Annotated in this window: 23 protein-coding genes and 1 riboswitch; of the genes, 13 read left to right on the top strand and 10 right to left on the bottom strand. The window is 54.3% G+C overall.

Going from position 1 to position 25683, the window contains the following annotated elements:
* Positions 1 to 757 precede the first annotated feature (757 nt).
* From aroD to O1V65_RS19095, 3 genes are all read right to left on the bottom strand, one after another.
* On the bottom strand, positions 758 to 1534 hold the full coding sequence (aroD, locus tag O1V65_RS19105; protein WP_225741543.1) for a type I 3-dehydroquinate dehydratase: 777 nt from the start codon (positions 1532 to 1534) through the stop codon (positions 758 to 760).
* A gap of 219 nt (positions 1535 to 1753) precedes the next feature.
* On the bottom strand, positions 1754 to 3028 hold the full coding sequence (locus O1V65_RS19100; RefSeq protein WP_269129945.1) for an MFS transporter: 1275 nt from the start codon (positions 3026 to 3028) through the stop codon (positions 1754 to 1756).
* Between the two features lie 33 nt (positions 3029 to 3061).
* Positions 3062 to 3901 carry a sugar phosphate isomerase/epimerase family protein gene (locus O1V65_RS19095; protein ID WP_017493499.1) on the bottom strand — a complete coding sequence of 280 codons (840 nt, stop codon included), beginning with the start codon at positions 3899 to 3901 and terminating at the stop codon, positions 3062 to 3064.
* A 453-nt stretch (positions 3902 to 4354) separates the two neighbouring features.
* Between O1V65_RS19095 and O1V65_RS19090 the strand changes: the two genes are divergently transcribed.
* Both O1V65_RS19090 and O1V65_RS19085 read left to right on the top strand, forming a co-directional pair.
* Positions 4355 to 5245, top strand: a complete 891-nt coding sequence (locus O1V65_RS19090; protein ID WP_017493501.1) for a LysR family transcriptional regulator — start codon at positions 4355 to 4357, stop codon at positions 5243 to 5245.
* Between the two features lie 231 nt (positions 5246 to 5476).
* Positions 5477 to 5827, top strand: a complete 351-nt coding sequence (locus tag O1V65_RS19085; protein ID WP_269129944.1) for a hypothetical protein — start codon at positions 5477 to 5479, stop codon at positions 5825 to 5827.
* 65 nt (positions 5828 to 5892) lie between these two features.
* Here the strand turns inward: O1V65_RS19085 and O1V65_RS19080 are convergent, their stop codons facing one another.
* Together O1V65_RS19080 and O1V65_RS19075 are read right to left on the bottom strand one after the other, a co-directional pair.
* A complete protein-coding gene (locus O1V65_RS19080; RefSeq protein ID WP_017493503.1) occupies positions 5893 to 6681 on the bottom strand; it encodes a DsbA family protein in 789 nt (262 codons plus the stop codon).
* 194 nt (positions 6682 to 6875) lie between these two features.
* Positions 6876 to 7592: a DUF3053 domain-containing protein gene (locus O1V65_RS19075; RefSeq protein ID WP_017493504.1), complete on the bottom strand. Its 717-nt coding sequence runs from the start codon at positions 7590 to 7592 to the stop codon at positions 6876 to 6878.
* Between the two features lie 346 nt (positions 7593 to 7938).
* Positions 7939 to 8041, top strand: a riboswitch (guanidine-I (ykkC/yxkD leader).
* Positions 8042 to 8109: 68 nt separating this feature from the next.
* Here O1V65_RS19075 and O1V65_RS19070 point away from each other — a divergent pair.
* The 7 genes from O1V65_RS19070 (at position 8110) to O1V65_RS19040 (ending at position 16862) form a co-directional block, all read left to right on the top strand.
* On the top strand, positions 8110 to 9174 hold the full coding sequence (locus O1V65_RS19070; RefSeq protein ID WP_017493505.1) for a putative urea ABC transporter substrate-binding protein: 1065 nt from the start codon (positions 8110 to 8112) through the stop codon (positions 9172 to 9174).
* Between the two features lie 35 nt (positions 9175 to 9209).
* Entirely contained in the window at positions 9210 to 10022 is an 813-nt protein-coding gene (locus O1V65_RS19065; protein ID WP_017493506.1) for an ABC transporter permease, read from the top strand.
* Between the two features lie 18 nt (positions 10023 to 10040).
* Positions 10041 to 10769, top strand: a complete 729-nt coding sequence (locus tag O1V65_RS19060; RefSeq protein WP_017493507.1) for an ABC transporter ATP-binding protein — start codon at positions 10041 to 10043, stop codon at positions 10767 to 10769.
* On the top strand, positions 10766 to 11500 hold the full coding sequence (locus tag O1V65_RS19055; protein ID WP_017493508.1) for an urea amidolyase associated protein UAAP1: 735 nt from the start codon (positions 10766 to 10768) through the stop codon (positions 11498 to 11500). The genes O1V65_RS19060 and O1V65_RS19055 overlap by 4 nt, the downstream gene beginning before the upstream one ends.
* Positions 11500 to 12135 carry an urea amidolyase associated protein UAAP2 gene (locus O1V65_RS19050; RefSeq protein ID WP_084913239.1) on the top strand — a complete coding sequence of 212 codons (636 nt, stop codon included), beginning with the start codon at positions 11500 to 11502 and terminating at the stop codon, positions 12133 to 12135. The genes O1V65_RS19055 and O1V65_RS19050 overlap by 1 nt, the downstream gene beginning before the upstream one ends.
* A 95-nt stretch (positions 12136 to 12230) precedes the next feature.
* Positions 12231 to 15827, top strand: coding sequence for an urea carboxylase (gene uca / locus O1V65_RS19045; protein ID WP_269129943.1), 3597 nt, complete (start codon positions 12231 to 12233; stop codon positions 15825 to 15827).
* 135 nt (positions 15828 to 15962) lie between these two features.
* On the top strand, positions 15963 to 16862 hold the full coding sequence (locus O1V65_RS19040; protein ID WP_017493511.1) for a Kdo hydroxylase KdoO: 900 nt from the start codon (positions 15963 to 15965) through the stop codon (positions 16860 to 16862).
* Here the strand turns inward: O1V65_RS19040 and O1V65_RS19035 are convergent.
* The gene (locus O1V65_RS19035) at positions 16854 to 17531 is read right to left on the bottom strand and encodes a DJ-1/PfpI family protein (protein ID WP_084913241.1); all 678 of its coding nucleotides are present in this window, start codon (positions 17529 to 17531) and stop codon (positions 16854 to 16856) included. The genes O1V65_RS19040 and O1V65_RS19035 overlap by 9 nt on opposite strands.
* A 106-nt stretch (positions 17532 to 17637) precedes the next feature.
* Between O1V65_RS19035 and O1V65_RS19030 the strand changes: the two genes are divergently transcribed.
* A complete protein-coding gene (locus O1V65_RS19030) occupies positions 17638 to 18585 on the top strand; it encodes a GlxA family transcriptional regulator (RefSeq protein ID WP_017490383.1) in 948 nt (315 codons plus the stop codon).
* On the opposite strand, the gene O1V65_RS19025 is transcribed toward O1V65_RS19030, so the two are convergent.
* The 4 genes from O1V65_RS19025 to O1V65_RS19010 all read right to left on the bottom strand — a co-directional run bounded on the left by O1V65_RS19025 (position 18582) and on the right by O1V65_RS19010 (position 23233).
* Complete coding sequence (locus tag O1V65_RS19025) at positions 18582 to 19772, bottom strand: trans-sulfuration enzyme family protein (protein WP_084913242.1); 1191 nt, start codon at positions 19770 to 19772, stop codon at positions 18582 to 18584. The genes O1V65_RS19030 and O1V65_RS19025 overlap by 4 nt on opposite strands.
* A gap of 217 nt (positions 19773 to 19989) precedes the next feature.
* On the bottom strand, positions 19990 to 22059 hold the full coding sequence (gene glyS / locus O1V65_RS19020; RefSeq protein WP_269129942.1) for a glycine--tRNA ligase subunit beta: 2070 nt from the start codon (positions 22057 to 22059) through the stop codon (positions 19990 to 19992).
* A 9-nt stretch (positions 22060 to 22068) separates the two neighbouring features.
* On the bottom strand, positions 22069 to 22983 hold the full coding sequence (gene glyQ / locus O1V65_RS19015) for a glycine--tRNA ligase subunit alpha (RefSeq protein WP_017490386.1): 915 nt from the start codon (positions 22981 to 22983) through the stop codon (positions 22069 to 22071).
* A 97-nt stretch (positions 22984 to 23080) separates the two neighbouring features.
* Positions 23081 to 23233 carry a hypothetical protein gene (locus tag O1V65_RS19010; RefSeq protein WP_017490387.1) on the bottom strand — a complete coding sequence of 51 codons (153 nt, stop codon included), beginning with the start codon at positions 23231 to 23233 and terminating at the stop codon, positions 23081 to 23083.
* Between the two features lie 41 nt (positions 23234 to 23274).
* Here O1V65_RS19010 and O1V65_RS19005 point away from each other — a divergent pair, with 41 nt between their 5' ends.
* Genes O1V65_RS19005 through O1V65_RS18995 form a run of 3 tightly spaced genes read left to right on the top strand, consistent with a single transcriptional unit; the run spans position 23275 to position 25668 of the window.
* Positions 23275 to 24615 carry an MFS transporter gene (locus tag O1V65_RS19005; protein WP_017490388.1) on the top strand — a complete coding sequence of 447 codons (1341 nt, stop codon included), beginning with the start codon at positions 23275 to 23277 and terminating at the stop codon, positions 24613 to 24615.
* 52 nt (positions 24616 to 24667) lie between these two features.
* Entirely contained in the window at positions 24668 to 25234 is a 567-nt protein-coding gene (locus O1V65_RS19000) for a DNA-3-methyladenine glycosylase I (RefSeq protein ID WP_269129941.1), read from the top strand.
* Positions 25231 to 25668: an N-acetyltransferase gene (locus O1V65_RS18995; protein ID WP_017490390.1), complete on the top strand. Its 438-nt coding sequence runs from the start codon at positions 25231 to 25233 to the stop codon at positions 25666 to 25668. Before O1V65_RS19000 ends, O1V65_RS18995 begins: the two co-directional genes overlap by 4 nt.
* The last annotated feature ends 15 nt before the right edge of the window (positions 25669 to 25683 follow it).

The raw sequence follows: 25683 nt of genomic DNA, 5'->3' as shown, positions 1-25683 counted from the left end.
CAATAAATCGAGTGAATGATTGAAATTAATAGATAAGGCGTATCTCAAGCAGCGTTGAAAAATTTGAAAAATCCAGCCCCTCCATCCAAGAACTTTCTGTGTACGGTAGCCACTTCTCTCTATACGAAAATCAATATTCTTATGTTACCTACACTAAAGCACAGGTAATATTATTTAAGAAGAAAGCAGAATAAGTAGCAGAGTCATTAATTTTTGGAATAAAAATATTATTAATATATTAGAAATTTTTCAATTAGTCCGCGTTTAAAGCTAAGTTAATTTAACGTCGGACGGAGGATTGTACGATGGTAACACTCACAATTATACTCATATCCATTAAAATCATTTACTTAACATTAAAAATTGTTGTCTCAGTAAGGTATCTGCTGTGGGGGAAATAGAAGGAATAGACCCTGTACGCTCAATCTCACATTTCGCTCAAATTTGTAGCACTTTATCCTATTCTATAAAAAGGTCTGGTTTATGACCCAATAATACCTATACTTAAGTACAGCAATAAACATGAAGATTCCCTGGTGTTGGCCAATTGGCAGCCCCTTATCTCGCCGAGAGTAAGGGGATTTTTTTATTTTAAAGTTAATAGGAAAGTATTTTCTAAAAAATAAAGCATTAAAATGGCTCTTTATTTTTCAACCACTGCAAATAGATGATAAAAATAATAAAGAGCCTGCCTCTGATAAAATAATACACAAGATTTTTCTAAATAGTTTCTAAAAGACGAGGGTATTCCGCTTATTTATACCGGTTGACTGGCCTGATGAATAACGTCAAGTACCTGATGTAAATGGCTGGCATCAATTTGGCCGGGTGCTGAAGGTTTACCGACCATGCCGAAGGTCAAGGCTGAACCGGTTAATTCACCGGACAAGCGAGACACCACGCCTATGCCTTTCATCGACATTGTCAGCAGCGGCCTTTCGGCATACTGGCTGTGCATTTCCCAGGTCGCATTCATCAGACTTAATACGTCTCCCGAGTCATGAGGCATGGTGGCTATTTTAAGGATGTCGGCCCCCAGCGCCTGCTGGTGACGGAGACGGCGAATGAGTTCTTCCTTCGGCGGCGTTTTCTTGAAATCATGGCTAGACATCACTATCGCGACACCTTGTTGATGTGCCTGTGCCACAACCTTGCTTACCACCGCTTCACTGCGGAACATCTCTACGTCCAGCAGATCGGCTTTGCCGTTGTTGAGGATTTCCAGATAAAGACTGCCATACGCTGCGTCGCTGATGGCCTTCGCACCGCCCTCGGCCTCAGTCCTGAAGGTCACTAACATCACTTTGTTGGGTAAGAGTTCAGCAACCTGACGCGTCATTTTAGCCACGGCAATTTTGTCTAGCGCGTTGTCCAGATAGTCGAGGCGAAATTCAACCACATCAATCTCTTTCACCGCGGCCAACTGTCGTACGGAGTCCAACACTTCAGATTCCTGAGTGGCCGTTGTCGGCACAATCAGCTTTGGTGCACCCTCACCGATAGAGATTCCTTTCACCTTTAATAATTTAATCATGCGCTTGTTCCCTCCCTTGGGGACTGCAATGGCGCCTGACGGTGTCAGGCTGTCAGAGTGAGAAATGGCCGCTGAGGCATTTTTAAGGACAAAAGCTCCCGCAATCAGCGCTGCGCCTGATTTCATAAATTCCCGGCGTTTCATAAAATAACGTCCTCAAGACATAAGGCTAGTGATGGTTTTGACTAAAATCGAGGTTAAGTATTCTTAGATAAGGATTCAGCTTTGCGCGTCTTCGAGGTACTTGTTGCGGACTGCAGCGCCTCCGGCCAACATCATGATGATAGCCATCACGGTCAAGAACCAGAATGAGGCATGCCAGCCCGCGGTGAAACGGTGCAGTTGTCCGAAGAAGAAAGGCCCTGCGGCAGCAAATACGTATCCGATACCCTGGGTGAAAGAAGACAACGACGCAGCTCCTTGAACGCTGCGCGTGCGCAGGTTAATCAGCTGGAAGGTGGCAGGGATAGTCATCAGGCCAGGTGCCGCAACGACGGCCCAAACCCAGGATTCACCCGGCATATACAGGAAGCCCATATATCCCACAATCTGCATGACGCCGCCGATTGCCACCACAATGTACGGTTTTTTCATCCTCCCGAGATAAATTGGCACCAGAATGGAGTGCGCGATCCCGACGATGTTATATACAAACAGCATGTCGCCCGCGTTAGCTGCGCTGATCCCATTCTGAATGAGATAGGTAGGCAACCAATTGAGCATGGCGTACATACTCATCATGCTGACACCAAAGAGGATAACCATCGACCAGGCAACTGGCCATTTCCACACCGCAATGTGTTTAACAGCGGATTGCGCTTTCTGCTGCGGTTTTGCCACCGTCGCATCGCTCTGGTGATGGGTACGGATAGTCTGTAATACCCAAGGCAGCGCCGCGATCAATGCGGTCAGAGACCATAGCGCCACGTTGGCACGCCAGCCGTCGGACTGAGAAATAGGCACCGCAATCGCCGACGGCAGACCGGCCGATACCGCAATCATGACCGCATAAGTTGCCGTCAGACCGCCTACGCTGTCGGGAAAATATTTCTTGATGGTAGGTTGAACCAGCACATTTCCGAAGCCCATTCCGGCCAGCGCCAAAATACTGCAAGCCACAAAAACTGGGAAGCTAGCGGTGAAGGTTCGCAGCCCGATACCGGCGCAGACCAGCAGCATGGAGAGCAACAGCGCGCCTTCATAGCCCAGTCGGCGAGACACAGAGGCGGTAAGCGAACCAAACACCGCAAACGACAACAGCGGCAACACACCGAGGATATTCGCGTTAAACCCGGAAATATCGTGCTCGATAAAACCATAGATGGCGCTAAGTGACGTGACGGCGGCGCGCAGGTTAAGCGACACTAAAACCAGACCAACCAATACCAGCGTTCGCCTGGCTGGAATAGTCGAATTGTAGGCGGGTTTATTGGTTTGAGGGGCCGCTTTCGCGGCCGGAGTCTCCAGATTGATAGAACTAGGTAGCTCAGACATCTTGTCTCTCCTCAGAAATGAAAGCGCTCTACGTTAGTTTGAAAACTGATGAGTTTTACCAAAACAGGTTTCTTGCAACGCTTTCATGGCCTGACGCGCTACGCTGGCTGGATCTTGCGCTTTCAAGACATCGCTAAACACTTCCAGACCTAAAGGACCGGTGTAACCCTGTTCTTGCAGATACTCGATAAGAGTATGAATCGGGAACTTGCCCTGCCCCGGCAGCAGTCGACGATGGCGGGCGGTGTCGATAAGGTTTTCAGGATCTGGCTGCTCGGAGAGGTCAGAAAGCTGGACCAAAAAGATTTTATCCATCGGAATACCGTGTAAATCCGCTACCGTGCGTTGACGAACAAAAATGTGGAAGGCATCAACGACCAGCCCAAGATTAGGTTCATTAACGCGCTGAACCATTTTCCAGGCATCGGCGGTATTGTTGATTTTGGTACTCCAGGCCATACCTTCATAGGCAATGCGCAAACCCCGTTGACCCGCCTGACGAGCCAGCCAGCGTAAATCTTCTTCAATACGCTCACCGACGCACTCTTTATGCGTGCAGGCCGGTGTAAGTAATAGGGTCGCACCGAGAGCAACCGCGGTATCCAACATCCGCAGCGCCTCGTGGCGTTTATCTTCGCGGATGCTGTCAGGCGCTCCGTCAAAATCCAGCAGCACCTGATAATCAGTCAATCCGACGGGCAACTTCTGCAATAGCGTTTTAATACCTGCGGTATCTCCCCCGCTGGCTTCAACGTCTTGTCTCCAAAGCTCAACCTGTTGAAAACCGGCGTCATGCGCAGCACGCAGTTTGTCATCAGTCGTTCCACCTAAACATACGGTGTTAATAAACAATGGATTTTCTGCCTTTTTCATCATAATTCTCCCGATACTGGTGCTTGTTTTCGCCGTAGCGAACTCTTTATTTTGCGCAAAGCGCGACCAAAAAATAGGTGAGCGATGCCGTACAGAACAAAAATGACTCTGCCGGAAACCTGCTTAAAGCCAGGACTTGAAAGCGAGAATAAAGCGTTTCACATCAGCTTGTTTGAACAGCGAAATCGAGTCATATACTGACCTACCCTCTTTAATGGACTTAATCATAATGGGACCTTCTTTACGATGTTCGTCTTATTCTCGAGCCTTAAGAGTAGTCATAAACTTTATTGGGAAGGGAATACTGTTTAACAGTGGTAAGCCATACCGAAAAAGTAGTATGTTGGATTAATTACCTTTGATCTGCGTCAACGTTATTCGTCAAGTTTGTCAGTCTATTTTTATTCACTGAAATCTTCTTATTATAGACAATAATATTTATAAAGGTTTTGTATGGATTTAAAACGGTTGCGTTATTTCTGCGTTATTGTAGAACAAGGCTCTATCAGCAAGGCTTCACGTATTCTCAATATTTCACAGCCCCCGCTCAGCAAGCGGCTTCAGGAGCTGGAGGAGGAGGTAGGCACGCCGCTGGTATCCCGCAACGGGAGCGGAATTACCACCACCGAGGCAGGCATGGTTTTGTATCTGCGGGCGTGCGATATTCTGCGCAACGTCGAGGAGGCACGCAGTGAAGCCATCTTCGTGGCGAACAATAAGAAGGAGATTTTACGTATCGGTATTTCCTACTTGTTTCAACGCCATTTCAGCCCGCTAATATCTGAATTTTATCAAAAACTTGAAGGCGTAAAGATCGAAACAATCGTCGCTGACTCCAGCACGCTTGAGTCAATGCTGGATAAAAAACGCATCGATATCGGCCTTTTTCAACAGCCAAAAATGGCAAGCAGTTACGAATGTATCAGTATGCAACCGGTGAAAGCAGTCGCCGTTGTCTCAAAAAAATTGCTGCCAGCGCCGCCAAAAGATCACATATTGCTCTCCGAACTGGGGCAACTTCCACTGATTTTAATTAGAAGAATCAATGGCGAAGGCACGTTTGAGTACATTAATAATCAGCTGCTTAGGCTTGGCGTGCGGCCCAATATTATTATTTCCGCCAATGAGCCGAGAATGGTATGTGAGTTAATCGCATCAGGAATTGCCGCAGCGTCAATGATGCCCGCCTGCGAGGTACCGCCACAGGCACTGGAATATTGTCATATCGTGGATATTTACCCGACGCCGAATATCTTTTTCCCGACGTTCGTGAAATTAGCTGCTGCACCGCATCAGCCAGAATTACTGAATATTTTGTTACATTACCAGGATCAAAACATTTAATAGGAAACATTCCGAGAGAGTATTATTTAATATCCATACTTGCGCTGGTAAATTAATGTTTCAGTAGCAACCGCCTGTGATGTTAATTATTGATTAATACAGATCCAAAGATGTTAAAGATCCGGGCAGATATTCAGGGCAACGTGCTCTATTTTTCACAGAGCTGGCTTTTATCTTGTCAGCTCTTTACCCTACTCACCCTTGATATTTAGTTTGGAACGAGTGTTCGTAATGAAAAAGTTATTCCTGGTCGTTGTGGTGGTGGTTGGTTTGGCCGTTTGGTGGTTCAAGCGTACACCACCGCGAGACCCTCACTACGATGCCGCAGCGTGCGTCGCGGTCGATGTGATGGGTAAGGCTGCTCCCGACACCGATAGCGCTTTCTTAAATAAAATCCGCACCGTGATTGATAATGAAAACAGCGATTATTCAGTGAGTAAGGTCAAGTTTAGCGAGAGTGTGGCTATGGTATCCATTAAACGATATCAGTCACTGAGCTCAGGGCAGAAGGCCATAGCAGGTCAGAATCTAGACAGCTGTATCAATGTCATGGCGGCAGGTCCGTCAGACAAGGCAAATTAGTAGGCGAATTTGTGAAGGGGAGATAACACAGAGCCCTCTCAGGCTCTGCGTTCAGACAGAGATAATTATTTGCCCTGCGCCTTGCTGATGGCAGCCTGCAGCTGTTCTGCCGACACTGCGCCAGGCAGCACGGTAGTGTTGTCGGCGTTAGCGCCACTGACTGGCATCACGATAAAGCCAGGCGTGCCCTGGAAGCCCAAAGATTTTGCCAGTTCGTCATTTTTCGCCAACGCGGCATGCGTTTCCTGACGGTGTGCGTCGCTTGGCAGCGCAGCATGTGCCTTTTCAACCGCACCCGAGATATCCGCATCGGTCAGCTTGCCTTCGTCATGCCCAGTCGCATAAATCGCATTGTGGTAGGCCAGGTAAGCCTGCGCGCCCTTCTGCTTATAGACATACTGCCCGGTTTCAGCAGCAGTGATTGATGCTTTCCAGCGGTCGCCAAAGATTGGCCACTCTTTGAAGATGAAGCGCACGTTAGGATTCGCCTTGATGGTTTGCTCCACCACCGGCGCCATGTGGCTACAGTACATGCACTGGTAATCGAAGAACTCTACGAAGGCAACTTTTGCATCCGCAGGGCCGTAAGACGGAGTGTCTTTGTCCTGCAACAGCGCAGGCGCATTACCCAGCACCGCGTTGAGAGAATCCGTTTCCTGCTGTTGCTGCTGCTGAGCCTGCAGCTTCTGGCTTGCCTGCACCAACACTTCCGGGTGCGCGATGATGTACTCAGAGGCAATCTTGCCGATAGCCTGTTGTTGGGCATCGGTGAAAGTCGCGCTGCTGTCTGCGGCGGCGGCCAAACCCGGCGTCGCAATCAGCGCTGCCAGCAATGTCATCATATGACGTTTCATAAAAACACTTCCTTTGAGTATGAGACTAAATTCTTTCACAATTTTAAAACAGATGAATGACATAAAAGCTAATGTATTACGCTAACGGCTTGCACCTATTAATTGTGAACTTTTATGAATCACGCGGCCATTTTGGCAAAAAACCACGCAATAGACGTGGTTTTTGTTTTTAACTGGCGAAGTTAAAACCGCAATCAGAAGCTGCCCGCCACGAGTTTTTGCGCATCGACCAGCGCCTGCTGTTTGCCCAACAGTCCGGTCATCATCGCATTGTACTGCGTCACCTGCTGCTGACTTGGGAACTGCACGGAACCGTTGGCGAACGCCACCTGATTTCCCTGCTGACCGAGGAAATCGCCCACGGCAATAATGTCCTGAGTCAGGCTTGAGAGTGCGGGAACGACCGGAAGCAACGCATTGGCGGGTTGAGTCACATCCTGAGCATAGACTTGATTATAAACGGCTTTCAGGTCATCAGGCTGTTTGAGCGCGGCCTGCGCGGTGTCGGCGGTCGCCTTGGCAGTTTGAATCTGCTGGGTAAGCGTATTCAGCGTACCGGCCGCCTGTTGCACTGCCGCTTTCTGCTGCAGGTAATCCTGTGGCACGCGAATTTGGGCCAGTGTGTTCACGGCAGGGGCGAGGCTATTGTTAACTGACTGCTTCATCTGACGCGAGAAGGTCAGAATAATGGTGTAATCGTCGGCGTATTTACCGAATTTCTGCCTTTGGTCTTCGCTCAGCGTCGGCAGATTTTGCCCGCTGCGCATCACCGTATTCTGCAGATAATCAATGAAGGCTTTCCTTTGTTCCGGCTCTTTATCGCCACAGGCGGTAAGTTGAAAAACCATGAGTAATGCAACTACAGGCGCCAGCCAGCGCGCGAATGTCCTGCTCCTGATCCCTACAGCCATTTCCTGACTCCTGATTCAATATTATTATTAACAGCTGATAACCTGAGCTTATTAGGATAGATGATCCTGCTTGCTTAGGATACAGCAAAGAAGCAACTGCCCCGCGCCAGTGCAGTCTGCACGAATGCGGTGAAAAATTACCCTCGCCCAACTTGACCCATCCGCTTTTCATCCGCCCTCAACCACCGCCGATATCTTTTAATAAATTAATTATCCCGCTGTTTATAAAGGCATTAACCCTGACATTCCCCTGATTTATTTCTGATTAAAAGCGATCTGGCAAGGATATTGCCTGTTTGTCAGCAGCAGGAGCGATAGCGGGAAACCGGTGTCGCCATACAATTTGAAATAAGGTCACTAGGGTTCCGGTCCGCGTTTTGCGGATGGCTGGTCCGAGAGTGACCGACCGCCCTCTGGCGGTTACACGGCGGGATAAAAGCCCGGGAGGCCAAAGCGAGAACCTTTCTCGCCGCCGACCTCCTGCACCTTATCCGTGGTTAACGTCAGAGGAAATATAATGTTTAAAGCTTGCCAACGCCTGCTGTCATGCGCCTTATGCCTTGCAGCCCTTCTTAGCCAGCCCGCTCTGGCCGCCACTAAACCTACTTTCAAAATCGCCTGGTCTATTTATGCCGGCTGGATGCCCTGGGACTTTGCCCAGCAGAGCGGCATCCTCAAGAAATGGGCCGACAAATACGGTATCAACATTCAATTTGTACAGGTAAACGACTACATCGAGTCGGTTAACCAATATACCGCAGGAGGATTTGACGGCTGCACCATGACCAATATGGACGCGCTAACCCTCCCTGCAACCGGCGGCGTAGACAGCACTGCGCTTATCGTCGGCGACTACTCCAACGGTAACGATGGCATCATGCTCAAAGGCGCAGGTGATGTGAAATCGCTGAAAGGCCAGTCCATCAATCTGGTCCAGCTGTCGGTGTCCGAATACCTGCTGGCGCGCGCGCTTGAAAAGTCCGGCATGACCGAGAAAGACGTCACCGTGGTCAACACCGCCGACGCCGACCTGGTTGCCGCCTTCGGCACTCCGGCCGTGAAGTCGATTGTCACCTGGAACCCGCTGCTGGCAGAGGCTAAAAAGCAGCCCGACAGCCATGAAATCTTCTCCTCAGCCCAAATCCCGGGCGAAATCCTCGACCTTTTAGTGGTGAACAGCACCACCCTGAAGGCCCATCCTGAGCTCGGCAAGGCGCTGACCGGTGCCTGGTACGACACGCTCAATGCCATGAAAGGTAACGGCCCGGAAGCCCTCAAGGCCCGCAGCTTTATGGCGCAGGAGTCGGGTACCGACCTCAAAGGCTTTGACGATCAGCTGGCCGCGACCTACCTGTTCAGCACCCCGAAGCAGGCGCTGGACTTTATGAAAGGTCCACAGATTAAAACCACCATGCAGTCCGTGGCTGAGTTCTCCTTCAAGCACGGCCTGCTCGGCGAAGGCGCGCCGGATGCCACCACCGTCGGGATAACCACACCGTCCGGCAACTGGGGAAATCCGTCCAACCAGAAGCTGCATTTTACCGACACGTTCGTGAAGCTGGCTGCGGCCAACAAGCTGTAATTGCTATCCCTGTTAACTATCTGAAAGGCATTCCGATGCGTAAAATGATCAACTACCAACCGCAACGCCTGTCACGCAGCCTGCTCGGGCTTTTACCCCTGCTGCTGCTGATCCTGGTTTATTTGATGGCGTCGGATGCCCGTCTGTCGGTCAATGCCTTCGATAAGCTGCTGCCGAGCTTTAGCGCCATGGGCGACGCCCTTTACCGCGTAGCGTTTCAAGCCGATCCACGTACCGGCCAATATCTGCTGTGGACCGACACTTACGCCAGCCTGATTCGCCTGCTGAGCGGCATCGCCATCAGCGCCTTTCTGGGACTGGTGCTGGGTATCTTCTGCGGCGCGCTGCCCGCCGTGCGTTCGCTGATTTCTCCACTGGTGACGCTGTTTGCGCTGATCCCCCCGCTGGCGGTCCTGCCTATTCTTTTTATCATTTTCGGCCTCGGTGAACTGTCAAAAATCGTGCTAATCGCCGTCGGTGTGACGCCGTTTATCGCCCGCGACCTTCAACAGCAGGTGCAGTCAATCCCCCACGAACAGCTGATCAAGGCGCAGACCCTTAGCGGCCACAGTGGGCAAATCATGTGGCGGATAATCCTGCCTCAGCTGATGCCGCGCCTGTTCGACGCGGTACGCCTGTCGCTCGGCTCGGCCTGGCTGTTCCTGATTGCCGCCGAGGCCATCGCCGCCACCGAAGGGCTCGGTTATCGCATCTTCCTGATGCGCCGCTATCTGGCAATGGACGTTATCTTGCCCTACGTCGCCTGGATAACGCTGCTCGCCTTTGCCCTCGATGCCTTGCTGCGCCTGATAAGCCGCCGCTGCTGGCCCTGGTATTACGTTAAATAAGCCCCACTGGAGCAAAAAATGAGCTTACTCAGTATGCGCAATCTGGAAAAACACTACGGCAATCAGGTGGTACTCGAGCGGGTCAACGCCGAAGTTCAGGAGGGAGAGTTCGTCTCTATCGTCGGGGCATCAGGCTGTGGCAAAACCACCTTCCTGAAAATGATGCTCGGTACGGAAAGCCCCAGTAAGGGCGAACTGCTGCTCGACGGCAAACCGGTCATTCAGGAACCGGGAGAAGATCGCGGCGTAGTTTTCCAACGTTATTCGGTTTTCCCACATCTGACCGCACTGCAAAACGTGATGATCGGTGAAGAGTTCGTCCAGGCGCGCTGGCTGGGTCGCGTGTGGGGCAGCAAGCGTAAGGCGATTGCCGAACGCGCCACCGACATGCTGACACAGGTCGGGCTCGGCCATGCGCTGGATAAGTACCCTCACCAGCTTTCCGGCGGCATGCAGCAACGTCTGGCACTGGCGCAGGCGCTGACCAAGAAGCCGCGTATCCTGCTGCTCGACGAACCCTTCGGTGCCCTGGATCCAGGCATCCGCAAAGACATGCATCAGTTGATAACCGAACTATGGCAGAAACACAAACTCACCATTTTCATGATAACCCACGACCTCAAGGAGGGTTTTTCCCTCGGTTCGCGCCTGTGGGTGTTCGACAAAATCCGTCATGACCCTCAGGCACCTGACGCCTGGGGCGCAAGTATTACCTACGACATTCCGCTAGAGGAGCGAAAAGCATGAGTGAATCCCACGAAATTCTGTACCAAACCCAGCTTCAAGCCGGTTCACACTGGTCAATGCGGGTAAAAAGCGGATCGGCGCTGCGCCTGACCGACGTCGAGGGCGGCGCCAACCTTGGCATGCTGTTTTACAATCCAGAGAACCTGCTCGAACGCTACAACGCGCCGGATACCCTGAAGTGCCAGCACACCTTCCGACTCACCGAAGGACACTGCCTCTACTCAGACATGGGGCGCATTTTCTGCGGCATCGAGCACGACAGTTTTGGCTGGCACGATACCGTCTGCGGCACCCTGAATGCGGCGCAGACCGAGCAGCGGTTTGGTGCGCTGAGCTATCAGCAGGCGCACAACGCCCGTCATCAGAACGGCTACGACAGTTTCCTGGTTGAACTGGCAAAATACGGGCTTGGAAAACGCGATATGGCCGCCTGCGTGAACCTGTTTTCAAAAGTCACCGTCGACGAAAACGGGTATCTGGCGCTCGACACACGCCCGCAGCCGACGGCCAGCGTCACGCTGCGTTTCGCGATGGACACGCTGGTGGTGATGCACACCTGTCCGCATCCCATGACCGAGGCAGCACGCTATCCGCGAGCGCCTATCGATATCGCCCTGCTGGCCGGTAGCGCGCCGCTGCCCGCTCACTGCCTGCAATCGGCGGAGAACCAGCGCGGCCAGGCCAACAATGACCTCTACCATCACACTACTTGCTGCCAGGGAGCACACTGATGATCCAGACAAGCCAACAGCATACCGAAACCGCCCTTTTTCGTCAGTCCATCGCCGCCGGAGACTATTGGCTGCACCGCATCGAGGCCGGACAAACGCTGCGCATCGTCGATAGCGAAGGCAATCAGGCCGCGGATACGCTGTTTTTCAACGCCGACGACGTCGGTGAGCGCTACAGCATGACCGATACTCTGCGCGGACAAAGAAACGTCTTTCTGAGCGCCGGCACCACGCTACGCTCGAACGACGACCGTCCGATGCTGGAGATAGTCGCCGACACCTGTGGACGCCACGATACCTTGGGCGGCGCCTGTGCCACCGAGAGCAACACCGTGCGCTATTCGTTGGAAAAGCGCCATATGCACGCCTGCCGCGACAGCTGGATGTTGGCGATTAGCGAGAACCCGCAGTATGGGCTCACCAAACGCGACATTACTCACAACATAAATTTCTTCATGAACGTCCCCGTGACTTCGCAGGGCGGATTGACCTTTGAAGACGGGCTCTCCGCGCCGGGGAAATACGTAGAGTTGGTGGCGAAAATGAACGTCTTAGTGCTTATCTCCAACTGTCCGCAGCTGAATAATCCTTGTAACGGCTACAACCCTACGCCGATTGAAGTGGTGATCTGGTAAATCCAGTCAGATAACGCGTGCTTCGGGACGACCCGCAAAATGCCACGCAACAGCAATACAGCAGGACGACCTGCCCGTCGCACAGAGAGTCAACCATGTTTAAATGCGTTCTGATTGCCAATCGTGGCGCCATTGCGGTGCGCATCATCCGCACCCTCAAGCAGTTGGGCGTACGCGCCGTGGCGGTCTACGCCGAGGCCGACCAGCATTCACTGCACGTTCGCCAGGCCGATGAGGCCTTCTGCCTCGGGGCGGGCAGCGTGCGCGACACTTACCTCAATCAGGATAAATTGCTGGCTATCGCGCATCAGTGCGGCGCACAGGCAATTCATCCCGGTTACGGATTTCTCAGCGAAAACGCCGCTTTCGTCGAGCGTTGCACTGCCGAAGGTGTGGTGTTTCTCGGACCAACCGCCGCGCAGATGGCCGCTTTTGGCCTCAAACACAGCGCCCGTCAGCTGGCGGAGAAATGCCAGGTTCCGCTGCTCCCGGGCAGTGGATTGCTGATAGATTTACGGCAGGCGCTGCAAAGCGCCGACGAGATTGGTTATCCGGTCATGCTCAAGAGCACCGCAGGAGGCGGCGGTATAGGCATGCAGCGCTGCGACGACGCCGCCAGCCTCAGTGAGGCATTCACTCGCGTTAAACGCCTCGCAGGCAATAATTTCGCCGATGATGGCGTATTTTTAGAGAAATTTGTCGCCAAAGCTCGACATATCGAGGTGCAAATCTTTGGTGACGGCGCAGGAAACGTTATTGCGCTCGGTGAAAGGGACTGCTCCGCTCAGCGCCGAAATCAGAAGGTCATCGAAGAAACGCCTGCCCCGAACCTGCCGCAGCCAGTGCGTGAGGCGCTGCAACAGACCGCGGTGCGTCTGGGTAAAGCGGTCAACTATCGCAGCGCTGGCACGGTAGAATACGTTTACGACGTCGGCAGTGAGCAGTTTTATTTTCTCGAGGTGAACACCCGTTTACAGGTAGAGCACGGCGTTACCGAGCAGATTTATGGCGTGGATATTGTCAGCTGGATGGTACAGCTCGGCGCTGACTGCCTGCCGCCGCTCTCAGCGTTCGCCAACCTGACGCCGCAGGGCCACGCTGTCCAGGTACGCCTCTATGCCGAAGACCCGGCCAAACATTTCCAACCCTGCGCGGGGTTGTTAAGCCACGTCAGTTTTCCGCTCGCACCCGACGGCGCTCAGCTGCGCATCGACGGCTGGATTGACAGCGGTTGTGAGGTTTCTCCTTTCTATGACCCGATGCTCGCCAAAGTCATCATTCATGCCGAAAATCGGCCACTGGCGCTGGCGGCATTGAACCAAACGCTACGCGATACTGAACTCTATGGCATTGAAACCAATCTTGATTATCTGCGTCATCTGCTCGCACAGCCCGCCGTTATCAAGGGGGAGGTGATCACGGCGACGCTGGCGGGCGTAGACTATCGCCCGGCCACCTTTGACGTACTCACGCCCGGCACATTGACCAGTATTCAGGATGCACCAGGCCGCTGCGGTTATTGGCACGTAGGAGTACCGCCTTCGGGTCCGTTCGACAGCCGCTCATTTCGTTTGGGCAACCGCCTGCTCGGCAACGACGAGCAGGCAGCGGGACTGGAAATCACCTTACGGGGCCCGACGCTGCGCTTTAATCGCGACTGCGCTATTGTCATCAGCGGAGCAGAGATCGACGCCCGTCTCGACGGCGAGAAACTGTCGATGTGGCAAGTCTGTACCGTGCACGCCGGGCAAACGCTGGCGCTAGGTCCGGTCGAGGGTGAGGGCTGCCGCAGCTATTTGCTGCTGGCGGGCGGCATCGACTGCCCACGCTATCTCGGCAGTCGCAGTACTTTCACGCTCGGCAAGTTCGGCGGTCATGCAGGCAGACAACTGCGCAGCGGTGACGTGCTGCACCTCACCGCGCCGCGTTTAACAGAGCGAAAGTCCCTACCGATCAGCTTGCTGCCAGAGTGGCACGAGGTGCGCACCCTGCGGGTCATTTATGGCCCGCAGGGTGCGCCGAAATTTTTCACCGAGCAAGATATTGCGGCATTTTTCGACGCCGTCTGGCAGGTGCATTACAACTCCAGCCGCACTGGCATTCGCCTGATCGGCCCTAAACCAGAATGGGCGCGCAGCGACGGCGGCGAAGCGGGTATGCACCCGTCCAATATCCACGACAACGCCTATGCCTTTGGAACCGTGGATTTTACCGGTGATATGCCGGTAATCCTCGGCCCCGACGGTCCTTCGCTCGGCGGCTTTGTCTGCCCGGCCACGGTGATTCAGGCAGATCTGTGGCAGCTCGGGCAATTAAAATCCGGCGACAGGATAAGGTTTGTGCCCGTGTCGCTTGAGGATGCCGACCGGTTGGCGCGCGATGCTGAGGTGGAGCTCTCAACGCTGCACTCCCAGCCGAAGGCTGGGATCGCGACAATTTTACAAAATCCACTGTTATGGCACCGCGCAGCGCAGGATGCGCTGCCGTCGGTGAGCTATCTCGCCGCAGGCGATCGATTTATTTTGGTGGAATATGGCGATCCAATTTTGGATATTGCCCTGAGATTTCGCGCTCATGCCCTGATGCAGTGGTTGGAAAACAACCGATTGGCGGGCGTGCTGGAACTGACGCCCGGCATTCGATCGCTGCAAATTCATTTTGATAGCCTGCTTTGCCCGCGCGACGCCTTGATCAGCCATCTACAGCAGGCAGAAGCCTCACTTGGCGATTTACAGCAGGCCGAGGTGCCTTCACGCACCGTCTGGCTGCCGCTCAGCTGGGACGACGACGCCTGCCGTGAAGCTATCGAGAAATACACTCAGTCCGTTCGCCCCGGAGCACCCTGGTGCCCGAGCAATATCGAATTTATACGCCGAATCAACGGTCTAAGCAGTGTTGAAGAGGTGCGGGAAACTCTGTTTAACGCCCGCTATCTGGTCATGGGGCTCGGCGACGTTTATCTGGGTGCGCCGGTCGCTACGCCGTTGGATCCGCGCCATCGCTTGGTCACCACCAAATACAACCCGGCACGCACCTGGACGGCAGAAAACTCGGTCGGCATCGGCGGTGCCTACCTGTGCGTCTACGGCATGGAAGGCCCCGGTGGCTATCAGTTCGTGGGCCGTACGCTGCAAATGTGGAACCGTGACCGGCAGACCGAGGCCTTTGTACAACCCTGGCTGCTGCGGTTTTTCGATCAGATTCGTTTTTATCCGGTGAGCGCCGAGGAGCTGAAGACGATTCGCCAGAACTTCCCGTATGGCGATTATCCGCTGCGCACCGAGGAGGGCAAATTCCGCCTCGACGAGTATCAGGCCGCTTTGGCGACGCAGCAGTCGGAAATTACCGCGTTTCAGCTTAAGCGACAGCAGGCATTCGACCAAGAGCTGGCGCGCTGGCGTGCAGACGGACAGTTCACCTTTGACAGCAGTTTGCAGGAAGCGTCGTTGGAGCCTGAACAGGCGATCCCCGAGGGCTGCCACGGCATTGACAGCCATGTCGCCGGCAACGTGTGGCAATGGCTCGTGAAACCAGGCGATAAAGTATCATTGGGTCAAACGCTCGGGATCCTGGAGTCGATGAAAATGGAGATCCCGATTTCTTCGCCGGTCAGCGGTACGGTGAAGAGTCTGACTCGTCAGCCCGGCTCGCAGGTTCAGGCCGGACAAACGCTGTTGATCGTAGAAGAGTAGAATAAGGCCGCCCATGCCCACTGGGCGGCGCACATCACATTTTTTCATGCTATTTATCGCTCTTTTCGTGCAATGTGATTTATTTAACTATGCTTGTATTCATAAACAATAATTTGAGTGGCGACTTAGAGAAAGATGGCCGAAAAGAATCAATTGGACACGCAATCCATCATTACCTTCCCAAATGATGACTGGAGAGCCAAAACTGGAGCAATTTCTTCAGCCGTAGAGGAGCTTGAGCAGGGTAAGATTTTATTTTTCCCTCATCTTGGCTATCCATTGAATACACAGCAACAAAGCCTGCTGGACCCCGCTCTGGTTGATCCAAAAAGAAAAAACATCAGCTATGACGTGGGCAGACACCAGATTAAGGGCGTTGCCAATTCGGAGAAAGAGCCACAGGTAAGAAAACTGCTGGAAGACTACTATCAGGCCTGCAGTGCGTTGATAGACACTGTTCTGCCTGAATATCAGAGTGTTTTGCGCAGACCGGTCAATAGTTTACGTTTGCACCCGGTCAGTGAATGGCGCAACAAGAGTTCCTGGCGAAAAGATGACAGCCGTCTGCACGTTGACGCTTTTCCTTCGCGCCCGAATTACGGCGAACGTATCCTGCGCATTTTCACCAACATCAATCCCCACGGTGAAGACCGGGTTTGGCGCATTGGGGAACCGTTCCCGCAGCTCGCAGAAAGATATTTACCGAAGCTGGCCGGTTTCTCTCCGTTCAAAAGCTGGCTACAGCATAAGCTGCATATCACCAAAACGCCGCGCAGCCACTACGACCATCTGATGTTGCAGATGCACGACAAGATGAAGTCGGACGACAACTACCAGAAAAATGGCCAGCAGATTACCCAGCGCTTCCCGCCGGGCAGCAGCTGGATATGTTTCTCTGACCAGACGCCGCACGCTGCGATGTCGGGCCAGTTTATGCTGGAGCAGACCTTCCTGCTGTCGGTGAAAGACATGCACAATCCGGACGCGTCCCCCCTGCGCACGCTGCAACGGATAACCAACAAACGCCTACTGTAGGCTGATTTCCTGGATGATTTGCCGGCGGCGTTCACGCAGCGCCGCCGTTGAAGCCAGCTGCTGCGCTACCAGCGCCGCCGGAGCCACGTCAGGATGTCCGGCGTTGAAAGGCGGCGCGGGGGCGTACTCCAGCCCCAGCTGAATGCGCTGCGCCCGTTCCTCACCGGCAAGCTCCGCAACCAGGGTCAGCGCAAAATCAATCCCCGCCGTTACGCCGCCTCCGCTGAAGATATTGCCGTCGCGCACCACCCGCTCCGACACGGGAATAGCACCAAACCACGCCAGCGTATCGAGATACATCCAATGGCAGGCGGCGCGTTTTCCCCTGAGTATTCCCGCTGCCGCCAGAATCAGTGAGCCGGTACAGACTGAAGTTACATAGGTCGCGTTGTCCGCAAGCCTTTGGATATGGCTGATAAAATCGGGATTTTTCATCGCGTCGGTGCAGCCTCCCCCGCCCGGTACACAAAGCACGTCGCACTCGGTCAGACTTTCCAGTGGCTGGAGGCTGGCAAAATTCAGGCCCTCCGAGACAATGCTTTCACCGCCGAGCGAGGCGGCAATCAACCGCGCACCCGGCAAATGCATCAGCACCTGCCAGGGACCGGTGAAGTCCAGCTGCGTCACGCCGGGATACAGCGGAAACACCACGGTTAAGGGTTTATTCATCATCGACTCCTGTTAATTAGGTTGTTCTACTTAACCTAACCGATCTACATTTGACCTAAAGGTCATAGTTCCCTCAAAAAGCGCCATTTACCTGAGGTATAGGCTCATGCGACAGCTCGGCTTTATTATCTTTCCCGACTTCAACCTGCTCGATTTTGCCGGCCCACTGACGGCGTTTGATACCGTCTCCCGCGATCTGCCCTCCCCGCTTTACCAGTGTCACGCTCTCTCCGTCGACGGCGGATTAGTGAAAAGTACGCCGGGAATCGAGGTAATGAGTGAACCGCTGGATAACCAAAGGCATTTCGACACGCTGGTCATAGCCGGGGGGCGCGGGGTCATGGCAGCCATGAACAATGCCCAAATACAGGATTTTTTGCGCCATCAGTATCGCCTCGGGCGGCGCGTGACTAGCGTCTGCTCGGGAGCGTTTATCCTTGCGGCCACCGGTCTGCTTGACGACAAACGCGTGACGACACACTGGTCAAAGGCGCAGAGGCTGCAACGGTGTTTTCCGGCAATTCGAGTCGATCAGGACAAGATTTTTATCCAGCAAGGCAGACTCTGGACGTCGGCGGGGATCTCTGCCGGTATCGATCTGGCGTTGGCGCTGATTGAACAGGATGAAGGTCGCGAGGTCGCGGCGAGTACGGCACGCCAGCTGGTGGTTTACCAACGCCGTGCGGGCGGCCAGTCGCAGTTTTCGGTTTTACAAGCGTTAGACCCAAGTTCGGATCGCATACGCATGGCCCTGAGCTATGCGCGTGAACATCTTGCAGCCCCCTTGTCGGTGGGTGATTTGGCCGATGCAGCCTGCCTAAGCCTGCGTCAGTTTGGACGACTTTTTCGCAGCGAAACCGGGCAAACTCCGGCCAAAATCATCGAACAGCTGCGCGTCGAAGCCGCCCGCGAACGCATCGAATGCGGCCACGAGACGCTAGAGGTTGTCGCCCGTCAGGTGGGATTCGTTGATCCCGAAAGAATGCGGCGGGCGTTTATACGCCTTACCGGCCAGCCGCCACAGGGATTGAGACGGCTGGCACAGCGCGGTTAGAGTCCTTCCAACGCTTGCTCAAAATCGGCAATCAGGTCTTCGGTGTCCTCGATGCCGATACTGATCCTCACCAGTCCTTCGGTGATACCACTCTCGAGACGAATTTTCTCAGGAACCGCGCTGTGCGTTGTGCTGGCAGGGTGACAGGCCAGCGAGTCGGTGTCCCCCAGTGACACGGCCTGTGTGACCAACGTCAGCTTGTCGAGGAACTGCCGTGCAGCGCCGCGTCCTCCCTTCAATTCTACCGCCATAATACCGCCGAACAGCTTCATCTGTTTGCGTGCGACCTCATAGCCGGCATGAGTCTTCAGGCCCGGATAAAATACGGCGGCAATCGCCGGATGCTCATTGAGGTATTCGGCAATTTTTTGCGCGCTGTGGGAGCTGGCTTCTACGCGCAGCGGCAAGGTTTTTAATCCACGGGTCATCAGCGCCGCCTCGAACGGGCTTAGACAACCACCAAACTGCTTCAGGCACAGCGTTCGGATAGGATCGATAAGCTCGCGTCGCCCAGCGACAACACCGCCGGTCGCATCGCCGTGACCGCTGATATATTTGGTCGCCGAGTGCAGCACCACGTCGATGCCCAACTGCAGTGGACGGGTAAGATAAGGCGTAGCAAAGGTGTTATCGACCACGCTGACCGCCCCGGCCTCACGGCATAAACGCGCGACCTCTTCCAGCGAGAGGATACCCATCACCGGATTGGCAGGCGTTTCAACGAACACCATTTTGGTTTTTTCGGTGAAGGCCGCTTTCAATGCGTCGAGATCGGGCACAAACACAGGTTTGATGCCGTAGCGCGGCAGCAGATTGCGAATCAGCCCTTCGGTTCCGCCATACAGCGCGCCAATATGAATAATCTCGTCGCCGCTTTTGAGCAGCGCAAACAGGGTCGCACTCACCGCTGCCATACCACTGGCGCACGCCACCGCCGACTCGGCGTCCTCAAGCACCGCCATTCGCTCCTCAAAGGCCGTGACCGTGGGATTGCCAAAACGGCTGTACATATAACCCGGCTCTTCACCGCTAAAACGACGTTCACCGCTGTCGAAGTCGCCGTAAGAGAAGGAAGAGGTGGCCGTGATAGGGGTGGTGATCGCCCCGCTTTGCGCGTCCGGGTGTTGTCCGCCGTGAACGGCCAGCGTGCGCATACCGAGTGACGCGTGATTACCTGACTTTTTCATAGGGCATCCTGTTTATTAAATTTGGCCAATTAAGAATTATGGTAGCAGGATGTAAGGCCGTGAATAAGTAGTACAGCTCTTATATTCGATATGAATATCAATAAGAAGATTAAGTGCGGGGCGGCTAGAAATCCGTACGTCCAAATCATAAACAGCAGGCAAAAAAAACCCGATTCGGACACAAGGCCGGAACCGGGTTTTTCAATAATCGGCGAGCTTATTGCAGGACAGAGATATCCGCCACCTGCAGGAACAGCTCGCGCAGTTTGCTCAACAGCGTCAGACGATTGATACGCACCGCTTCGTCTTCAGCCATCACCATCACGCCGTCAAAGAAGGCGTCGACCGGCTCGCGCAGAGCAGCCAGTTCAACCAGCGCTTGCTGATACTGACCCGCAGCAAACAGTGGCTCGAGCTTGTCGCGCAGGACCACCAGGTGGGTTGCCAGCTTCACCTCAGACGGCTCTTTCAATACCGACGCGTGAACCTGGTCGTAAAGGGCCTCGTTCGATTTTGCCAGAATGTTAGACACGCGCTTGTTGGCCGCAGCCAGCGTTGCCGCTTCGTCCAGGGTGCGGAAGTAGGTCACGGCCTTAACGCGAGCGTCAAAGTCGGCCGGTTTGGTCGGACGACGAGCCAGCACGGCCTGAATGGTGTCAACCGCGTGGCCTTCTTCCTGATACCAGGCACGGAAACGACCCAGCATGAAATCGACAACGTCATCGACGACTTTCTCGTTGGTCAGCTTGTCGCCATACAGACGTACCGCTTCTTCGGTCAGCGTTTGCAGATCCAGAGGCAGGTTCTTTTCAACGATGATACGCAGCACGCCCAGCGCGGCACGACGCAGCGCAAACGGGTCTTTGTCGCCCTTCGGATGTTGCCCGATGCCGAAGATACCGGCCAGGGTGTCCATCTTGTCAGCGATCGCCAGCGCACAGGCCACCAGCGATTCAGGCAGCTGATCACCGGCAAAACGCGGCTGATACTGTTCGTTCAACGCAACGGCAACTTCTTCCGCTTCGCCGTCGTGACGGGCATAGTGCATGCCCATCACGCCCTGCGTGTCGGTGAACTCGAATACCATGTTGGTCATCAGGTCGCATTTAGACAGCAAACCTGCGCGCCTGGCGTTCTCGATGTTGGCACCGATTTTATCGGCTATCCACCCAGACAGCGCCTGAATACGGTCGGTCTTGTCACGCAGCGTGCCCAGCTGTTTCTGGAACAGCACGGTCTCAAGGCGCGGCAGATTGTCTTCAAGACGCTTTTTACGGTCTGTGTTGAAGAAGAACTCGGCATCGGCCAGACGCGGACGAACCACTTTCTCGTTACCGGAGATTATCTGCTGCGGGTCTTTCGACTCGACGTTGGCAACGAAGATGAAGTTCGGCAGCAGTTTTCCGGCGGCGTCGTACACCGGGAAATACTTCTGGTCACCTTTCATGGTGTAAACCAGCGCTTCCGCAGGGACGGCCAGGAATTTTTCTTCGAATTTCGCGGTCAGCACGACCGGCCATTCAACCAGTGAGGTCACTTCTTCCAGCAGGCTGTCGCTCAGGTCGGCGATACCGCCAATCTCGGCGGCAGCCGCTTCAGCGCCCTGCTTGATGACGGCTTTACGCTGCTCGTAGTCGGCAATCACCTTGCCGCGCTCGAGCAGAATTTGCGGATACTGGTCGGCGTTGTCGATAGTGAATTCGGACTCGCCCATAAAGCGGTGACCACGAACGGTGCGCGCAGAGTCGATGCCCAGAATAGTCCCGGCAATAAGCTCGTCACCCAGCAGCAGGGTCACGGTGTGAACCGGACGCACGAACTGCACGTCGGAGTCGCCCCAACGCATCAGTTTTGGAATAGGCAGTTTTTGCAGGGAAGTCGCTATCATCGCTGGCAGCAGCGCCTGAGCGCTCTCGCCCTTAACGTGTGCACGATAAACCAGCCACTCGCCTTTGTCGCCCACCAGACGATCGGCCTGTTCGACGGTGATTCCACAGCCGCGCGCCCAGCCTTCGGCCGCTTTGGTGGCGTTACCTTCGGCGTCAAACGCCTGAGCAATCGCAGGACCGCGTTTCTCGACTTCGCGATCGGCCTGCGCCGCGCTGAGGTTGGCAACTTTTACCGCCAGACGACGCGGTGCAGCAAACCACTCAACCGCGCCGTGTGCCAGATTGGCCGCGTCCAGCTCAGCGGTCAGATTGGCCGCGAAAGATTCGGCAAGGCTACGCAGCGCCTTTGGTGGCAGCTCTTCCGTGCCGATTTCCACCAGAAATGTTTTTTCAGTCATCACTGTTTCTCACTTCTCGTTCTTTTTGCACATCGGGAAGCCCAGCGCCTCGCGGGAAGCGTAGTAGGCTTCGGCCACCATCTTGGTCAGGGTACGGATGCGCAGAATATAGCGCTGACGCTCGGTCACGGAGATGGCCTTGCGCGCGTCCAGCAGGTTGAAGCAGTGCGCCGCTTTCAAAATACGCTCGTAGGCAGGCAGAGCCAGCGGATTCTCGAGAGCCAGCAGCTTTTGCGCTTCTTTCTCGTGCTGTTCAAAGCTGTGGAACAGGAAGTCTACGTCGGCGTATTCGAAGTTATAGGTGGATTGCTCCACTTCGTTCTGATGGAACACGTCGCCGTAAGTGGTTTTACCCAGCGGGCCATCGCTCCACGTCAGGTCGTAAACGCTGTCTACGCCCTGAATGTACATCGCCAAACGCTCGAGACCGTAGGTGATTTCACCGGTAACCGGCTTGCACTCAAGGCCGCCGACCTGCTGGAAATAGGTAAACTGCGTCACTTCCATCCCGTTCAGCCACACTTCCCAGCCGAGACCCCAGGCGCCAAGCGTCGGGTTTTCCCAGTTGTCTTCTACGAAGCGGATATCGTGAACGGTAGGATCCAGACCCAGCTCTTTCAGCGAGCCGAGGTAGAGCTCCTGAATGTTTTCAGGCGAAGGTTTGATCATCACCTGGAACTGATAATAGTGCTGCAGGCGGTTAGGGTTTTCGCCATAACGGCCGTCGGTAGGACGACGGGAAGGCTGAACGTAGGCGGCAGCAAACGGCTCCGGGCCTAGCGCGCGCAGGCTAGTCATCGGGTGGGAAGTTCCCGCGCCGACTTCCATATCCAATGGCTGAACGATAGTACAGCCCTGTTGTGCCCAGTAATCCTGAAGCGTCAGGATCAGGCCCTGAAAGGTCTTGGTATCAAACTTTTGCATGTTGGTTTCGCACGCGAGACAAGTGAGTTTATAAAGAGTCGGACAGTATACCCGCTGCACGGAAGATAATCAGCTACCGCTTCCGACTTTCTCTGCCTCACAAAAAGGCATAAAACAGACCAAATGGTCCGCCGTTTGCCACATTAAGGCGCAAGGCAACCAGGCATAGCCCGGCGTCGGGACGACGAGTGCCCGTAATCCGGTCGCGCAGGCGTTTATTTGCCCCGCCGTGCCTGACTGGCATCAACATTGCTAGCCTCCTTATAACGCGAACGCTAAGGAGGCAAGCCTATGTCAACCGAACACAATCAGAGCCATTACCGCTATCGCATTTTCGCGATGGTCTTTTTTATCGCCTTGATCAACTACATCGATCGCGGCGCGCTCTCCTTTGCGGCCAATGATATTTCGGCCGAATACCACTTCACTAAACTCCAGCTCGGCGCAGTGCTCGGATATTTCGGCTTTGGTTACCTGTTTGGTTCTCTCTGCGGGGGATTGCTGGCCGACAGAATCGGGACCAAAAAAGTTTGGCTTATCGCCGGCGGCTTGTGGTCGTTGCTGGAAATTGGCACCGCGTGGGCCGGTGAGCTTGGGGTCGCACTGTTCGGCGGCTCGGCAATCATGGGCTTTGCGGTATTGCGTATTCTGTTTGGCTTCTCGGAAGGGCCGGCCTACGCGTTGATGAACAAGACTATTGCCCACTGGGCACCACGCAGAGAGCGCGGCTTCTCACTGGGCATTGGGCTGCTAAGCACCCAGGTTGGTGCGCTGCTGACCGCGCCCCTGGCGGTAGGTTTACTGCTGCTTACCCACGACTGGCGCACGATGTTTATTGTACTGGGCGTCTTTTCGCTGCTGGCAATCGCCGTGTTTGCCCGTGGGTTTACCGATACCCCCGCGCAGCATCCTAAGGTGACGCCAGCAGAACTGGCCGCTATCGCGCAAGACGCAGAGGTACAGGATACCGGCTCTCGCCAGCCGTGGTGGGCGTTTTTTACCAGCCGTACGCTGGTGCTGAATGCACTGGGCTATTTCTCGTTCCTGTACGTCACCTTTGTGCTGGTCACCTGGAGCCCTAAATATTTGCAGGATACCTTCCACTATGACCTGCATTCCCTGTGGTACGTGGCGATGATCCCCTGGACCGGCGCCTGCTTCACCGTGCTGCTCGGCGGCAAGATAGCCGATACGCTGCTGCGTAAAACCGGCAACCTGCGTCTGGCGCGCAACGTTTTTGCCGCCGTCACGCTGCTGCTGACCGCCACCTGTTTCGTACTTATTCCCTACGCCAGCTCACCGTTCGAGATAATTCTGCTGATGACTCTGGGCAACGCCTTGAATGCTCTGGTAAATAACCTGTACTGGTCGGTGGTGATTGACGTCTCGCCGAAGGCGTCGGTTGGCACCTACAGCGGCATGACGCTGGCGATAGCCAACGTGGCGTCGATACTCGCGCCGACGTTAAGCGGCTATCTGGCGCAGTACCACGGCTATGGTGCGATGTTCACCGCGACGGCGGCCGTGTCTTTTTGCAGCATGCTGTGCATGACCCTGCTACAGCCTGAGAAACGGATGAAAAAACGGGAACCTATGCCGCAGGGTAAACAGGTAGCGCTTGCAGAAAAATAGCATTAAGACCAAGATTGCGGAGGCCATTTTCCGCAATCTTGGGAGCAAGACGATGACACGATGCAGTTGGGTCTCGAACGATCCACTTTATATTGAATATCACGATAAAGAGTGGGGTGTGCCGATAAAAGACGGCCGCGTGCTGTTCGAAATGCTGTGTCTGGAGGGTCAGCAGGCCGGACTTTCATGGATTACCGTGCTACGGAAACGTGAAAATTATCGCCGCAGCTTTCACCAGTTTGTGCCTGAGCGTATCGCCGAAATGACCGAGCAGGACGTCGAGACGCTGGTGCTTGAAAGCGGGATTATCCGTCACCGCGGTAAAATTCAGGCCATCATCACCAATGCCAAAGCCTGGCTCGAGATGCAGGCCAGCGGCGAAGACTTCTCAACCTTTGTCTGGCAGTTCGTTGACCACCAGCCCATCGTTAACAGCCCACAGGGTCCGGGTGAGGTGTTGGCAAAAACCGAGATTTCCGATGCCATGTCCAAGGCCTTGAAAAAACGCGGGTTCAAGTTTATTGGGTCGACAATCTGCTATGCGTTTATGCAGGCCAGCGGCCTGGTGAACGATCACCAGACAAACTGCCTATGCCATCCACAACGCATGACTGCGTGATCCGCCGCGCGGACTCTCAAGATATCAACGCATTAGTGCTGCTCTGGCTACGCAGCACGATAAAAGCACACCCTTTTATCAGCGAAAGTTACTGGCTTGAAAGTGCGGCGATGGTCAAAGAAACCTTTTTACCTCAGGCCCGTACCTGGGTTGCCTGCCGGGCAGAAAATAAAGAAATAGTCGGTTTCATCAGCGTACTAAATCAGCAGTTTATTGGGGCGTTATTTATCATTGAGGAATTTTACGGTAGCGGGTTGGCGCAGGAATTAATGTCGGTAGTAAAAAATTATTATTCAAAGCTGCTGCTTGAGGTTTATCAACAAAACGATCGTGCCGTGGCTTTTTATCGTAAGGAGGGATTTGGCGTTATTACCGATACACATCATCCCGGCACCGGCCTGCCGACGTGGGTGATGAGCTGGCAAAGCTTGTAGTGAAGCAAATTATTA

It is taken from the genome of Rouxiella badensis (assembly GCF_026967515.2).
In the GTDB taxonomy this organism is placed as follows: domain Bacteria; phylum Pseudomonadota; class Gammaproteobacteria; order Enterobacterales; family Enterobacteriaceae; genus Rouxiella; species Rouxiella badensis.
This window is presented reverse-complemented; position numbering and strand designations above follow the sequence as displayed.